This window comes from Pseudoalteromonas sp. RWi3, assembly GCF_054960735.1.
In genome coordinates, this window is sequence record NZ_JBHNYL010000002.1 from 18720 (window position 1) to 35113 (window position 16394).

General features: G+C 39.4%; 10 protein-coding genes. All 10 read left to right on the forward strand.

Annotation, left to right across the window (positions count from 1 at the left end; genetic code table 11):
- The first annotated feature begins 4 nt into the window (after positions 1-4).
- The 10 genes from malQ to rluF all read left to right on the forward strand — a co-directional run bounded on the left by malQ (position 5) and on the right by rluF (position 16379).
- Positions 5-1987 (forward strand): 4-alpha-glucanotransferase, encoded by a 1983-nt coding sequence (malQ, locus tag ACFI4Z_RS03715; protein WP_462669380.1) that lies wholly within the window; start codon positions 5-7, stop codon positions 1985-1987.
- Positions 1988-4210 (forward strand): 1,4-alpha-glucan branching protein GlgB, encoded by a 2223-nt coding sequence (gene glgB, locus ACFI4Z_RS03720; RefSeq protein WP_462669381.1) that lies wholly within the window; start codon positions 1988-1990, stop codon positions 4208-4210.
- Positions 4194-6248, forward strand: a complete 2055-nt coding sequence (gene glgX / locus ACFI4Z_RS03725; RefSeq protein ID WP_462669382.1) for a glycogen debranching protein GlgX — start codon at positions 4194-4196, stop codon at positions 6246-6248. The genes glgB and glgX overlap by 17 nt, the downstream gene beginning before the upstream one ends.
- Positions 6241-8751, forward strand: a complete 2511-nt coding sequence (locus tag ACFI4Z_RS03730) for a glycogen/starch/alpha-glucan phosphorylase (protein WP_462669383.1) — start codon at positions 6241-6243, stop codon at positions 8749-8751. Before glgX ends, ACFI4Z_RS03730 begins: the two co-directional genes overlap by 8 nt.
- Positions 8752-8765: 14 nt before the next feature.
- On the forward strand, positions 8766-10067 hold the full coding sequence (glgC, locus tag ACFI4Z_RS03735; RefSeq protein ID WP_462669384.1) for a glucose-1-phosphate adenylyltransferase: 1302 nt from the start codon (positions 8766-8768) through the stop codon (positions 10065-10067).
- Positions 10068-10088: 21 nt separating this feature from the next.
- Complete coding sequence (locus ACFI4Z_RS03740) at positions 10089-11630, forward strand: glycogen synthase (RefSeq protein WP_462669385.1); 1542 nt, start codon at positions 10089-10091, stop codon at positions 11628-11630.
- A 119-nt stretch (positions 11631-11749) separates the two neighbouring features.
- Positions 11750-12961, forward strand: coding sequence for an EAL and HDOD domain-containing protein (locus ACFI4Z_RS03745; RefSeq protein WP_462669386.1), 1212 nt, complete (start codon positions 11750-11752; stop codon positions 12959-12961).
- A gap of 9 nt (positions 12962-12970) precedes the next feature.
- Complete coding sequence (locus ACFI4Z_RS03750; RefSeq protein ID WP_462669387.1) at positions 12971-14050, forward strand: DUF418 domain-containing protein; 1080 nt, start codon at positions 12971-12973, stop codon at positions 14048-14050.
- 48 nt (positions 14051-14098) lie between these two features.
- Entirely contained in the window at positions 14099-15175 is a 1077-nt protein-coding gene (locus ACFI4Z_RS03755; RefSeq protein WP_462669388.1) for an ABC transporter substrate-binding protein, read from the forward strand.
- A 316-nt stretch (positions 15176-15491) separates the two neighbouring features.
- Positions 15492-16379: a 23S rRNA pseudouridine(2604) synthase RluF gene (rluF, locus tag ACFI4Z_RS03760; RefSeq protein WP_462669389.1), complete on the forward strand. Its 888-nt coding sequence runs from the start codon at positions 15492-15494 to the stop codon at positions 16377-16379.
- Positions 16380-16394: the final 15 nt, after the last annotated feature.

A 16394-nucleotide genomic window follows, 5' to 3' on the forward strand; every position in this document is an offset into this window, starting at 1 on the left:
TATAATGGATTTACTTACGCAGTTGTTTTATCTGCATGGTATTGGTTATGAATACACTAAATATACAGGGGAACAGGTATTTTTTGAACACGACACACGTTCAGCGGCACTTCGCTGTTGTGGCGTAGATACTGAAAACCTTCAGCAAATAGAGCATTTAAATATCTCATTGGATGCTGCAAAGTGGTTAGAATATGTGCCTAGCTGCAGCCTTGTTCAAAGCGATGCACCAGCTTTAAAAGTGAGGATTGATAAACGGTTAATACATCATGCTTGCACTATTTCTTTTGAAAGTTTAGATATTGAGCCAATAGTGTCTGATTTAAACACTCTTACGTGTACTGGAAATTATACGTTTAATGATGTCGTTTATGTTGAGTTGCAGGTTTGCTTGCCTGCACTCCCTGTTGGTTATCATGATGCTAAAGTTTCTATTAATAGCAAAACAGTCTTGACTGAAATTTGGGCAACCCCTAAACAAAGTTATCAAATTCCTGATAAAAAACGCACAGGCTTATCAATTCAGTTGTATAGCTTAAAAAATAAAGCTGGGTTGGGGATTGGTGATTTTGCCGATTTAATGGAATTGACTTGCCACAGTGCTGCTTTGCAACTTGATTATATATTGCTTAATCCATTGCATTTACTTTTTGCCGACGAACCCGAAAGAGCAAGCCCTTACAGTCCAAACAATCGGGCTTTACTTAATCCATTATATATTGCGGTTTCACTTAGCGAAGATGCACATGCTAACGCTTCGTTAAATCAGCTTCTCAAAGAATCTGAACATCTTAATACCGATAGTCAATATATTGATTATACCTTGGTGACTCAATACAAATACCAACTACTTAAATGTTTGCATAACAAGTTTATAGCTGATGGAAGTGATGAGCGAAAAGCTCAATACGCACTATTTTGCCAAGAACACCGCACAACATTAACAACCCTTGAACAACAAGATTTCGAGTTTGCTTGCTATCTACAATGGCAAGCGCATACTCAGTTAAAGCAATGTCAAAACGTAGCGAGAGACAGCGGGATGGCAATTGGTTTAATCAATGACTTGGCCGTAGGATGTGCCGGCGATGGTGGTGAGTTTTCAACCCAACAGCAGCTATTTGCTAAAGATGCACATGTAGGTGCTCCGCCAGATCCGTGGGCTGAGCAAGGTCAAAATTGGGGTTTACCTGCGCTGAACCCAGTTAAAGTAGGTGACAATAATTTCGCATTTTACCGCGCACTTATTAAATCTAACATGGAAGATGTGGGTGGGTTGCGTATTGATCATGTAATGGCCATACGAAGATTATGGTGGTGCTTTGAGAATAATGGACAACAAGAAGGGTGTTACGTGTATTACCCTTTTGAATACTTACTGGCAATTGTAAGCATCGAATCACACTTGAATGAATGTATTGTAATTGGTGAAGATTTAGGGGTTGTACCTCAGGAAGTAAAAACAGCACTGGCAGAGAAAGCAATTTTTTCAAATAGCTTATTTTACTTTGAGAAAGATCAACATGGTGAGTTTTTACCTGCCGACGCTTTTGACCCCCATTGTTTATTAATGATTGCTAATCATGATGTACCGCCATTTTTCGCTTGGTGGGACGGCCGCGATTTAGATTTAAAGGTTCAATATCAATTAATAGATGAACCGCAGCAAGTGAAAGATTTAGAAATCCGTCAAGTTGAAAAACAACGAATGTTACGATTTTTAGAGCAAAGTGGTCATCATGGTTACACGCTTAATACGCAAACTAAAGATATATATACCGCATTGACATTAAGTCTAGCACAGTCACCAGCTCAACTTTTCGCAATTCAATTAGATGACTTGGATCAGCAAATACTCCCTGTAAATATTCCAGGTACAGATAAAGAGTACCCCAATTGGCGTAGAGTACTTTCTAAGCCATGTACAGAAATACTAAAACAACATGCTAATTTGCTTAGTGAAATAAATTCAATAAGGACGTATTAAATGAACAGTTCTGTTCAAATTAAATCAGTATCCGATCAGTATAATCAGCAAGTATCTGCGCTTGAGCGTGGTTGTTTTAAAGACCCATTTAGTTTTTTAGGCTTACATACAGATTCAAATTCTAAGCAAAGTATCCGCTGCTTTTTACCCGGAGCACAAAGCGTATGTGTTAAATCAAAAGGTACGCTAATTAATTGTTCTCGGTACATGGATTCGGATCTATTTATTGCACACGTAGCATCATCACTGAGCGATGACTATGAACTCATAATTGAGTACCCTAATTGTACTGTTCAGCAACGTGATGTATACAACTTCCCAAGTGCGCTAGATTCGCATGCAATGTATTTATTTAATGAAGGTACGCTTGAGCATGCGTATCGTCATTTAGGCGCTCATTTTATTACTCTTAATGAGACTGATGGAGTTCGCTTTAGTGTATGGGCCCCAAATGCAAGCAGTGTTTCAGTCATTGGCGAATTTAATCACTGGCAGCGAAATCACCACTTTATGCGTTTTAACCCAGGTTCAGGGGTATGGGATATTTTTATTCCAGCCCTTACAGCAGGGCAGTGCTATAAGTTTGCTATTACAACAACGAGTGGCGATGTACTCGAAAAAGCCGATCCATTTGCATTTAAAATGCAACAAGCGCCCGGTACCGCCTCTGTATTGCAACCACAATTAGGTGCCATCAAGTTAACTGACAAAATGCTAAAGCAAAAAGCGAAGCGAAATGCTATTGATGCACCCATCAGCATTTATGAAGTTCATTTAGGTTCTTGGCAACGAAAGATTGATAATTGCTACTTAAACTATACTGAATTTGCTGAACATCTCATCTGTTATGTTAAAGAAACGGGGTTTACTCACATTCAATTAATGCCGATAAGTGAGTATCCGTTTGACGGTTCTTGGGGTTATCAACCTGTTGGTCTATTTTCGCCAACAAGTCGTTTTGGCAGTGTTGATGACTTTAGATATTTCGTGCAGCGCTGCCACGAAGAAAATATTGGGTTGTTAGTTGACTGGGTTCCGGGACACTTTCCAAGTGATCCGCACGGATTGCATTGTTTCGATGGCACACACCTATACGAACATGCTGATGCAAGACAGGGATTTCATCCTGATTGGAACACGTATATTTATAATTATGACAGGCCTGAAGTACGCAGCTTCTTAGTTGCAAACGCGATGTTTTGGCTTGAGGAATTTGCTATAGATGGTTTGCGTGTTGATGCCGTTGCCTCGATGTTATACCTAGACTACAGCCGTGAAGAAGGGCAGTGGGTTCCCAATTGTTATGGTGGCAGAGAAAACCTTGGCGCAATCGAGTGTTTAAAACAAGTTAACCTTCGCAGTTATGCAAATAACCCCGGCATTATGATGGTTGCAGAAGAGTCAACTGCGTGGCCAGGGGTGACCCGCCAAGTGGATCATGATGGTTTAGGCTTTGGCTACAAGTGGAATATGGGCTGGATGAATGACAGTTTGCATTACATGCAACGAGACCCACTTTACAGACAACACCATCACCATGAAATGACATTTTCAATGGTCTATGCATTTAGTGAAAACTACATTTTACCATTAAGTCATGACGAAGTGGTGCACGGCAAAGGTTCACTGATTGAAAAAATGCCTGGAGATGATTGGCAAAAGTTTGCAAATTTACGCGCATATTATGCCTTTATGTGGGCACACCCGGGTAAAAAGTTACTCTTTATGGGCGGAGAGTTTGCACAGCGCAAAGAATGGAATCATGACCAATCCCTTGATTGGCACCTATTAGAACACCAAAGCCATAATGGTATTCAAAACACTGTCAAAACATTAAACGATGTTTATACGTCTACACCTGCTTTGTATGAATTAGATTCAGAGCCAGCGGGCTTCAGTTGGATTGATAACCAAAACGCACAACAAAGTATTTTTAGTTTTGTTCGTTATGCTAAAAAAGCCTCAGATTATGTTGTGGTGGTGTGTAACTTAACACCTAATGTATACCAAGGGTATCAAATCGGTGTGCCGTCAAAAGGGCAGTTTGAAGTGCTGCTTAATACCGATGATGAGTTATTTTTTGGCTCTGGGGTTAAGGTTAATGACGGTTTAATTGCAACTGAAGCATCACCAAGTCATGGCTATCAAAATAGTATATTAATAACGTTACCACCGCTTGCGACAGTTTATATGAAAAAGGTATGCAATGAGTCTATCAATTGAGTTAAGCCTAGGGGAAATTACCTCTTTAGGTGCATCAATTAAAGGTAATGGCGTTAATTTTGCTGTTTATGCCCCATTGGCAAAGCAATTGTATCTGTGTTTATTTGATGCCAGCGGGCATACCGAAGTGCTTAAATTAGCGATGAACAAAAATGAAGGCGGAGTGTGGAGCTTATTTATTAGCCCACTCCCTGTCGGCACGTTGTATGGGTATCGTGCTGAAGGTGAGTATCAGCCTAGTAAAGGCCTGCATTTTAACAGTCAAAAACTTTTAATAGACCCATATGCAAAAGACTTATTTGGTGAATTTACTTGGAGTGAACGTCATTACAGCCAAATGCCCATTGGTACATTAAGCGCGGTAAATAACGCTATTGATATGCCAAAGTCAAAAGTGACGCAGTTAATGCCATACCAAGGTGTTAAACCTAATCATAGTTGGGGCAAAACAATCATTTATGAGTGCCATGTCAAAGGTGCAACTGCGCGTCACCCGAGTATACCTGAGCATTTAAGAGGAAAATATTTAGGATTAAGTCACGCTGTATTTATTGAACATTTGCGAGAGCTGGGCGTAACAACACTTGAATTGTTACCAGTGCATAGTTTTATCAGTGAACAATTTTTAACTGGGAAAGGCTTGCAAAACTATTGGGGCTACAACAGCCTAAACTTTTTTACCCCTCATAAAGATTACCTTGTTAATGATGAAATAGCTGAATTTCAGCAAATGGTCACCGAGTTACACAGTGCTGGGATCGAAGTCATACTTGATGTGGTTTATAACCACACTGCTGAAGCTGGAATCGACGGTCCCTTGTTATCATGGCGCGGTTTAAATAATCCTGGTTACTATCGCGCTGTTGAAGGTGATCCTAAAGTCTATATTAATGACACAGGCTGCGGTAACACACTCAATATCGATAATCCCTACAGCTTAAAAATGGTCCTAGATAGCTTACGTTATTGGGTAGAAATTATGGGTGTTGATGGCTTTAGGTTCGACTTAGCTTCAATTTTAGCTAGAACCGCACACGGCTTTAATCAGCAACATACATTTTTACAAGCAATCAACCAAGACCCTGTTTTATCAAAAGTTAAGCTGATTGCCGAGCCATGGGATATTGGCCCAGGAGGTTACCAGCTTGGGGCTTTCCCAGCGCCATGGCGTGAATGGAATGATAAATATCGTGATGTTGTAAGGCGTTTTTGGTGTGGTGAACAAAATATGTTGCCTAAATTGGCTAAGCGATTACATGGTTCGTGTGACTTGTTTGATCATAACTTAAGAGGCCCGCTCAATAGCATTAATTTTATTACTAGCCATGATGGTTTTACGCTTGCTGACTCGGTCAGTTATGAAGAAAAACATAATGAAGCCAATGGTGAGCAAAATCGAGATGGGCACAGTGCTAATTATTCCTTTAATTGCGGTGTTGAAGGGTTTAGTAATGACCCTGAAATAACAGCTCTTCGTTTGCAGCAACAAAAAAATATGTTGCTCACATTGTTATTATCTAAAGGCGTGCCAATGCTTGCATCAGGCAGTGAAATGGGCCACTCACAAGGGGGTAACAATAACGCTTATTGTCAAAATAATCGCACGAGTTGGCTTGCTTGGAAAGACTCGCAGCGTCGACACCCGCTAACACGATTTATTGATGACGTTTTACGGTTACGTAAACAACATTGCGTATTTAAACACCGCGTATTTTTGCATGACACAGATAAAAGATTTGCAGTGCATTGGTTTAATGAGCTCGGCATGCCAATGCAAGAGAATGATTGGCATGATGGCAGCAAACAATTTTTGATGTATAGCTTGCACGATGAACAATTAAAATCTGCATTACTAATTATATTAAATGCCAGTGACGTAACGGTAGCTTGTACGCTACCAGAGGCCGAAGAAGGTGACTGGCAGCTAAATATAACAAGTGTTGAAGAAGGTGTTTTAAAAGACACAAAACAATTTGAAGTTGCTGCGCATAGCAGTTGGGTATTTTCAGCTAATTTAGAAGGCGAATGTCATGGCTAAGAACAGTGAGCAAATATGTGTTGCAAAGGGCTGGCAAGATGCCCCTTTGATTGATGAAAGTACATTAGAAGACGATTTATCGCGGCACTTTTATTACACTTTAGGGCGTGACAAAGTGGGTAAGTCTCAGTTGTATTTATACAACGCACTGGCGTTTACTATTCGTGACCGATTGGTTGCTCGGTGTCGTGCTACCAAACAGCAAATGAACAGTGAAAAGCGTCGTAAAACTGCCTACATCTCGCTTGAGTTTTTAATGGGGCGAGCAATGGGCAATGCGATTTTAAATCTAGATTTAGACGACCAAGTAAGCCAAGCATTGCAACAATATTGTACTAATATTGAAGATGTCGCCCAAGCAGAGCATGATGCAGGGCTAGGTAATGGTGGCTTAGGGCGCCTAGCCGCTTGCTTTTTAGATAGTTGCGCAAGCCTTGCATTACCTGTGGTGGGTTATGGTATACGTTATGAGTACGGTATGTTTAATCAAGCCATTGAAAACGGTCACCAAGTTGAGCAACCAGATAACTGGCTGCGCGAAGGGCACCCATGGGAATTAAGCGCGCCAGAGCAATCTAAACGGGTAAAATTCTTTGGTCACGTTGAATGTTATACCGATAAAAATGGTCGTGAACACCGTCAATGGTTAGATACGCATGATGTACTCGCTGTCCCTTACGACGTTCCTATCCCTGGTTATAAAAACGATATTGTAAATACCTTACGTTTATGGAAATCTGAGGCCACCGACGAATTTGATTTAAGTGAGTTCAACGCAGGTAGTTATTCTGAAGCTGTTGCCCACAAAAACTTAGCCGAACAAATTACAATGGTGTTGTACCCTAATGACAGTAGTGAAAATGGTAAGGAGTTAAGGTTACGCCAACAATACTTCTTATCGTCTGCGAGTCTGCAAGACACAATTGCAAGTTGGGTATCACAGCATGGTGAAGACTTTAGTGATTTTGCTGATTATCATGTTTTTCAGCTTAATGATACACACCCTAGTATTGCTGTTGCAGAACTGATGCGTTTACTTATTGATGAATATGAGCTTGATTGGGACAAAGCGTGGCAAATTACAACAGCTACAATGGCGTACACAAACCATACTTTATTACCCGAAGCGCTTGAAAAGTGGTCAGTATCGTTATTTGCTCGTTTATTGCCGCGCATTTTAGAAATCATTTATGAAATAAACGCCCGTTTCCTAGCTCAAGTGGCGCAAGCATGGCCTGGGGACGTAGCTAAACAACAAGCACTTTCACTCATTGAAGAAGGCCCTGAGCCACAAATTCGCATGGCGTATTTAGCTATTGTTGGTAGTTATTCTGTTAATGGTGTCGCCGCGTTGCACACAGAACTATTAAAAGAGGGGTTATTTAAATCATTCTTCGAGTTATGGCCAGATAAGTTTAATAATAAAACCAATGGTGTAACACCTAGGCGTTGGCTTGCTCATTGTAACCCAAAATTGACTCAGCTTATTTGTGACAAAATTGGCAGTGAGTGGGTGGGTGAGCTTGCTCAAATTAGTCAATTACGCCGCTACTTTGATGATGAACAATTTCATACGCAATGGCAGCAAGTGAAGCTTGAGAATAAACAGCGTTTAGTTGACTTAGTAAAAGAGCGTTGTGACGTCGAGTTTGATAAACATATGTTGTTTGATGTGCAAGTAAAGCGTATTCATGAATACAAACGCCAACTATTAAATGTGCTTCATGTAATTCATCTTTATGATCGTATTCGCCGCGGTGACACTGAAAACTTAGTGCCTCGTTGTGTACTGTTAGGTGGTAAAGCTGCACCGGGTTATTACATGGCAAAACGCATTATTAAGTTAATAAACAATGTGGCAGAAGTCATTAATAAAGACCCATTAGCCCAACCTTATTTACGTGTTGCGTTTTTACCTAATTATAATGTGACAGCAATGGAAACTATTTGTCCTGCAACGGATTTATCAGAACAAATATCCACGGCTGGTAAAGAAGCATCAGGAACAGGCAATATGAAGTTCATGATGAATGGTGCGTTGACGATAGGTACCTTAGATGGTGCTAATATCGAAATCAGGGATGCGGTGGGCAAAGACAACTTTTTCTTATTTGGTGCCAAAGCACAAGAAATTGAATCTATTAAGCAAAACTATAACCCTTTGCATATTATTCACTCTACACCTGATCTACTTAATGTAATGCAACTACTTGAAAGTGGGCACTTTAACTTATTTGAACCAAGCTTGTTTGATGACATTATCGGCGCGATTAAAAGCCCGCACGATCCTTGGTTAGTCGCTCATGATTTTGAGAGCTTTGTAAAAGCCCAGCGTGACGTGGAGAGCGCGTATCAAAACCAACCACATTGGACACAAATGAGTATATTAAATACGGCCGCCAGCGGGGTATTTTCAAGTGATAGAACAATTAGCCAATACAGCGATGAAATTTGGCATTTGACACCTTTAACAGCAAATAAAACGAACATCAGCACAGATTAATACGGAGATAAATTATGCCAAGTTATGCAAATCGTTACATAAGTAGTTTAACAAGAGAAACCTACGCCCTTATCTTAGCAGGAGGGCGAGGGTCGCGACTCCATGAATTAACTAATTGGCGTGCTAAACCCGCTGTTTACTTTGGTGGCAAGCATCGAATTATAGACTTTCCGTTGTCCAATTGTATTAATTCAGGCATCAGGCGAGTGGGTATTGCGACACAATATAAATCGCATTCATTAATTCGCCATGTTAATCGTGCCTGGGGCCACTTCAAAAAAGAACTGGGTGAATCGGTAGAGATATTACCAGCATCACAGCGTTATGGTGACGAATGGTACTGCGGAACTGCTGATGCTGTATTTCAAAATATGGATATTATCCGTCATGAATTACCAAAATATGTGATGATTCTGTCAGGCGATCACGTTTACCGTATGGATTACGGTGCATTATTGGCCAAGCATGTTGAAACTGGCGCTGATATGACGGTGTGCTGTATCGAAGTTGATTGTGAAGAGGCGGCAGATACCTTTGGAGTGATGACAGTTGACGAAGAAAAACGTGTAAAACGTTTTGATGAAAAGCCGGCTTCTCCAAGTTCTATTCCGGGTAAACCTGGTACGTGTTTAGCGTCAATGGGTAATTATGTTTTTAATACCGACTTTCTATTTGAGCAATTAAAAAAAGATGCTGAAAATGAAGGGTCAGGTCGTGACTTTGGTCATGATATCATTCCTTCAATTATTGAAGAGCATAACGTTTTTGCATTCCCATTTAGAGATCCCGCACATGAAGGCCAACCTTACTGGCGTGATGTAGGTACGATAGATTCATTTTGGGAAGCTAATATGGAACTTGTTATGCCAGAACCACAATTAGATCTATATGATCCAACGTGGCCAATCTGGACTTATCAAGAGCAATTACCGCCAGCTAAATTTATTTTTGATAACGACGATAGAAGAGGTATGGCTGTTGATTCAACCGTATCAGGTGGCTGCATAATTTCAGGATCAGTAGTCAGAAAGTCCTTATTGTTTTCTAATGTTCATATTCGTTCCTATTGTGAAATTGAAGAGTCAGTGATTTTACCAGGGGCAATTATTCATCGTAACTGTAGAATACGCCGTGCCATAATTGACCGTGGGTGTGAAATTCCTGAAGGTGTTGAAATTGGTTTTGACAAAAAAGCCGATAAAGAAAATGGCTTTAGGGTGTCTAATAAAGGTATTGTGCTTGTTACCAGAGACATGTTAACTGAGCTTGGCAAAAAAATTGAATGCCAAGAGCAAGAAAAGAAACGTTTAGCTTAAGCTGTAGGAAGTAAATAAATAATGCATGTATTGATGGTTGCGGCCGAAAATGACGCGTTACCTAATGCCAAAGTTGGGGGCGTTGCTGATGTAATACGCGATTGCCCAAACGCATTAAGTAATAAAGGGATTTCTGTAGATGTTATAATTCCTGACTACGGATTTAGTCACTTAGACAGAGAACGGTTAGGGACACTGAACGTGGCGTTTGCAGGCCATAGCCATCAAGTTGATGTATGGCAAGTGCATATTACTAACTCAACATCAAGACAACTTGTTTTGTCACATCATTATTTTAGCCAGCACAATGGCAATGTGTATTGTAATGATGAACCAGGTAGACCCTTTGCAACAGATGCCACTAAATTTGCTTTGTTTGGTGCAGCTGTGTGTGAAGGCTTACTGCAGGGGGTTATTCCATCTCCCGATGTTATTCATTTACATGACTGGCATAGTGCATGTGTTGCTTTACTATTAAAGTTTGATAAACGTTTTGAAACTTTGCTCAATACAAAACTTGTGTTCACTGTGCATAATATTGCATTGCAAGGGATCAGGCCGTTTAAAGGTGATGAATCAAGCCTAGAGGCTTGGTTTCCATCGCTTAGTTATGATGGTCATGTGTTATGCGACCCTCGTTACCCGCATTGTTTTAACCCGATGCGCAGTGCTATTAATCTCGCTGATAAAGTGCATTTAGTATCACCCAGTTACGCCAAAGAGGTGTTGTTACCGAGTGAATCAGACAAAGGATTCTTTGGTGGCGAGGGGTTGGAAAAAGATTTACAAAATGCAGCAACTATGGGCAAAGTCGTGGGTGTGCTTAATGGCTGCGAATATACAGTAAGTAACGAAAAGAAGCCGGTTTCGCTCGGCGCTTTGTATGATGAAATAGAGGCCGAGCTATTCACATGGATGGCCAAAAGTAAGCAATTAGAGTCAGGTTATTATATTGCACATCAACGTTTATTATCGTTTATTAAACATGAGAAAAAAGGGCCACTGCTGACAAGTGTAGGGCGTTTAACGGATCAGAAAGTATTATTATTACGCCAACCATATAACAACAAACTACTTGTAGATGAACTATGTAAAGAGTTGTCAAAGTTTAATGGCAAGATCATTATTCTAGGATCTGGTGACAGTGCATTAGAAGATGTGTTTACTCAAGCCATGGCAAGAAATACTAATCTTTTATTTTTAAAAGGTTATGGGCAGAAGATTGGCGAATTACTTTATCAACTAGGGGATTTGTTTTTAATGCCTAGTTCATTTGAGCCGTGTGGTATTAGCCAAATGTTAGCTATGCGTGCTGGGCAGCCATGTTTAGTGCATCAGGTTGGTGGACTGAATGACACGGTGACGCATTTAGAAAATGGATTTTGTTTTACAGGCAACACGCTAGAGCTGCAATGTGAAAACCTCCTAAATTGCGTTATTGAGACTCTTACACTATATAGTAAAGAGCCACAGAAATGGCGGCAAATTGTTAATAATGCGCGCAATGCCCGATTTACCTGGGATGATGTCGCACAACAATACATAGAGACTATGTACAAATAAGCTAAAAAGATTACTTTTTATAATTTTACTAGTTATAATGTTGTGATACACAAAGCGGTTTAATGATTTTTTACTACTTATAAAATAAGTAGTAAAAAATCCAGAAGAAGGGCAATCTAGTGCAAGTATTTGTTGCGCGTCAAGCAATATTCAATCGTCGCCAACATGTTGTTGCGTATGAATTGTTGTTTCGTAATAGTACAGACAATTATTTTCCTAATATCGACGAAAGTGTCGCTACTGCAAAGCTTATTATGGAAAATCAGCTTAACTTTGGCACCCGTCACATTACCTCAGGCAAGAAAGCATTAATCAATATAGGTCCCGATTCATTAAAAATGGATTTATGCACATTTTTACCTTCCAACGATGTTGTTCTTGAGCTATTAGAAGATATAGAGCCGACAGAAGAGAACTATCAACTTTGTCGCAATCTTTTCCATAAAAACTACGTTTTAGCACTTGATGATTTTGTTTATGAGCCTAAGTGGGATCGCTTCCTTAAGTTTATAAAACTAATTAAATTTGATATTCAGATTACCCCGCTTAAACAATTAAGTGGTTTAATAGCAGAGCTGAAAAAACATAGAAAAATTAAATTATTGGCAGAAAAAATTGAAACCACAGAGGACTTCCAATTAGCACATAAAATGGGGTTTGATTATTTTCAAGGCTACTTTTTTGCTAAACCTAAAGTAATTGAACAAAAAGATATCGATATGAATCATGCGCTGGCTTTATCAATTTATGCGCAAGCGATGAAAGAAAACCCAAATATCAACACAATTGCAAGCTTATTTCAGTTAGACACAGCCCTTGCGTTTAAGCTGTTAAGGTTGATAAATAGCGGTGTTTTTCCGGTGCAAAAAGAAATCGAATCAATAAGGCAGGCTTTGGTTTACTTAGGGCAAGAGCATATTAGAAAATTTGTTAGTTTAATAATTACCGCGCATGTGTCTAAATCTAAACCTGCTGAATTGGTAAAAATGTGTATAATCCGCGCGCGATTTTGTGAATTGCTCGCGCAAAAAGTGGCCCCGAGCCAAGCTAATAGTGCATTTTTAACCGGGTTATTTTCACTACTGGACGCTATTTTAGATAGGCCTATGGCGCAACTATTGGATAAATTACCCTTCCCAGATGATATTAAATCGGCACTGATGACGGAAAAAAATACACTTTTCTATATATTGGAAACAGTAAAAGCGTATGAGTCTGGTAGCTGGTGGGCATTGGAAAAAGCAGTGGTATTGTTAAATACTTCAAGCGATGGGTTACCTAAATTATATGAAAATGCGTTAAGCTGGTCGAATACTCAAAAATATCACTAGAGCCCTGTAATGCGAAATAAAAACATGGACGTAATTCGTGGCATAGCCGTTTTAGGCTTAATGTACATGAACGTTTATTTCTTTGGTTTATTTGAATTTGGCTATGTAGCACAACCAGTTCCCCCTTTATCCGATTATGTAATTCAGACTGTAAACCTCTTTTTTATTGATGGCCGTTTTCGTAGCTTGTTCTGCATACTGTTTGGTGCGGGGCTATATATACAATGGCAGCGACATCGAAATATCAAAACTCTTAAGAAGCGTTTAAACGTTTTGGCGGTACTTGGCTTACTGCATGGTTTTTTGCTTTGGGCGGGTGATATTCTGTTTATATATGCCTGCGCAGGTTGGTTGACGTGTAGATATTTAAACGCAGACAATTCACTCATTATAAGGCGTGCGTGGCAGTTTTTTCTCATAGGCGCATTGATGAGCGTGGTATTAATGTTAATGGAGCCCCATATTGTTATCAATCGCACTGATAGTGCATTTTTGCAAAGTTATGAGCAAACATTTTCGAGTTTAGGGGACATACTGGGCACAAATGCTCTGATGTTTGTCATTATGATCATTGCAGTACCTTTAATTACGCTATGGATGAGTGCAGCTGTAATGCTGGTGGGCGTATATACTTATAAATTAAAAATATTTGATAATGGCTTACCTACTACCTCATTGCAATCGGTCGGTTTTTTAGCTCTTCTACTATCGTGTTTAAGAATGCTATTGGAATATCAACATTTTCAATTGGCGTTGGTGCTCAAAGAGCCATTAAATTGGCTAGCCGCTCTATTTACCGCTTTACTGTTAATTCACATCATTGTAAAAGCAGCTAATAAAAATAATTGGATCATAATCGGCTTTATGCGGTTAGGTCGAATGTCTCTAACCGCTTATATTTCTCAAACGGTATGCTTATTTTTGCTATTTAAAATAGTGTATCCACATTGGATATTAAGTTTTAATCGGATTGATTATTTGTATCTAGTGACAGTACTTACATTGATCCAATATTTTAGTTTTTGGCTTTATAGTTGTTATTTTAAAAAAGGGCCACTTGAATTAGTGTGGCGAAAACTGTCAAGGTAAAGCTAGTAGGCTATGCTTAAATTCTGGCATATAAGATTAGGTCACGATATGAAAATTCTGCTTGTAGTACTGTGTTTAATTGTGAGCTCACAAGCCGCAGCAAGTAATGCAATTTCAGTTTTATTTGTTAATCCATCAATTGAAGGCGAACCATTTTGGGCCAAGGTTCAGGCTGTAATGGAAGTCGCAGCAAAGCAAAATAATGTAAAGCTGGATGTTATTTATGGTGAAGGGAATCGTTATATCCAATTAGCCGAACTTAAAAAATATCTTCAGTACAGAGCCACTCCAGATTACGTTGTACTATTAAATTACCCTGGTGGCGCTGAGCAATCCATGTCACTGCTTGAAAAATTTAATGTAAAATTTATTACCTTAGAGCAAACAATTACAGGCGAAGAGCGGGCAGCTATTTTAGGCCCTCAAGAGCAATTTAAATTTTGGCTTGGTGAAATTTACCACGATAACTACACCGCAGGCTTTATGTTAGCAAAGGCACTGCTAGAAAAAGCAACAGCGAAGGCGCTTATACCTCATGTGGTAGCTATAAATGGTCATTATGGCACTGAGTCGGATGCGCGAAGCGATGGGCTAAAAGCCTATTTGAAGCAGAATAACTTAACTCTTAACCAAACAGTATATGCTGGTTGGTCTAAACCTGAGGCGATGGATAAAACTAAAAAGTTACTTAAAAGATACCCTGAAACCAATATCATTTGGAGTGCATCTGATTTAATGGCATTAGGTTCTTATACCGCAGTAAAAGAGAATAACGAACACTCTTATTTAATTGGCGGGTTTGATTGGCTCAGAGATAATTTAAATTTAATAAAGCAAAATAAACTCACTGCCAGTGTAGGGGGCCATTATATGATGGGAGGTTGGGCACTCACTACTTTGGTTGATTATCATAACGGGCACCCTTTTTGGCATAATAACACCAAGGTTGAGTTTGATCTTGGGGTGATAACGCAGGACAATATTAAAAAGTATGAATACCTTATAGATATTGACGATTGGTCTTTTTTAAATTTTAAACAACTTTCCTTATTTCACACTAAACAGGCTAATTATGTATTTGATGTGTCTCAATTACGTAAAGACAAAAGTCAAAATGAAAATTAACCGCGCAAAAACTTTAGCCCTAGCTTATGACCAACCCAAGATGCTTAGCTCAGCGTTTCACAGGGGATGATATCAAGGCGTAATTTTGCAACAATGTTAGTTCCTTTTAATAATTAACAACGATAAAGTAAGTGTCTGTGAAACGCCCTCAGGGTTGGTTTAAAAGCGATGTATATTGCGTCTTGATTTTAACAATAGAGCCACTGTCATTTGCAATCAATGCCTTGTCTAAATTGCTTTTAATTCCAACTGTAACTCGCATCTTAGGGTGGTTTGGGTATACAATATCGGCCTTTAAAATTAAAACGAATTGACCATGACAGATTTAAAACGATTAAATAAATTTATAAGTGACACTGGTTTTTGCTCGCGACGTGAAGCTGATAAGTATATTGAAGACGGTCGTGTCACTGTTAACGGTCAACGCCCTGAAATGGGTGTAAAAGTTGCGGTCACTGATAATGTATTAGTTGACGGTAAACCACTTAAAAAAGTGCCTAAACGCGCGTACATTGCTTACAACAAACCCGTTGGCATTACCTGTACTACTGAGCGTAAAATTCAAAGTAATATTGTTAAAGCAGTTAATTATCCTGACAGAATTTTCCCTATTGGTCGTCTAGACCGTCCCTCTGAAGGGCTTATCTTTTTAACCAACGAAGGCGACATCGTTAATAAAATCCTTCGTGCCGGTAATAATCATGAAAAAGAATACGTAGTGACTGTTGATAAACCCCTCAACCGTCAGTTTGTAAATAAGATGGCCGGTGGCATTCCCATCCTCGATACAGTGACAAAAAAATGCAAAGTCACTCAAACCGGCGCTAAAGAGTTCACCATTATTTTGACCCAAGGGTTGAACCGACAAATACGTAGAATGTGCGAATACCTTGGCTATGAAGTAGTCACATTAAAGCGCACGCGTATTATGAACGTGACGCTAAAAGGATTAAAAGTAGGGCAATGGCGTCATTTAACACAGCAAGAAATGGCGTTAATCAATGACTCAATTGCAGACTCTGGTAAAACAGAAGAACGCTCACTTGATGAAAACAAACAGGGCACAGCGGATGTTAAAAAACGTGACTTTCAAAAGCATGTTGAAAAAGCTAAGTCACAACAGCCAGCAATTGCTAATAAGTCCTTTAATAAACCTCGTGCAACGGCAAAACGCAGAACAGGCACACTCAGTTTAAAAAAGTAACGTGCTAAACTTTGA

Coding starts and splice junctions, on each gene's coding strand:
- ACFI4Z_RS03755 (WP_462669388.1), top strand. CDS start 14,099: ATGAAAATTCTGCTTGTAGTACTGTGTTTAATTGTGAGCTCACAAGCC.
- glgX (WP_462669382.1), top strand. CDS start 4,194: ATGAGTCTATCAATTGAGTTAAGCCTAGGGGAAATTACCTCTTTAGGT.
- rluF (WP_462669389.1), top strand. CDS start 15,492: ATGACAGATTTAAAACGATTAAATAAATTTATAAGTGACACTGGTTTT.
- glgC (WP_462669384.1), top strand. CDS start 8,766: ATGCCAAGTTATGCAAATCGTTACATAAGTAGTTTAACAAGAGAAACC.
- ACFI4Z_RS03730 (WP_462669383.1), top strand. CDS start 6,241: ATGGCTAAGAACAGTGAGCAAATATGTGTTGCAAAGGGCTGGCAAGAT.
- ACFI4Z_RS03750 (WP_462669387.1), top strand. CDS start 12,971: ATGCGAAATAAAAACATGGACGTAATTCGTGGCATAGCCGTTTTAGGC.
- malQ (WP_462669380.1), top strand. CDS start 5: ATGGATTTACTTACGCAGTTGTTTTATCTGCATGGTATTGGTTATGAA.
- glgB (WP_462669381.1), top strand. CDS start 1,988: ATGAACAGTTCTGTTCAAATTAAATCAGTATCCGATCAGTATAATCAG.
- ACFI4Z_RS03740 (WP_462669385.1), top strand. CDS start 10,089: ATGCATGTATTGATGGTTGCGGCCGAAAATGACGCGTTACCTAATGCC.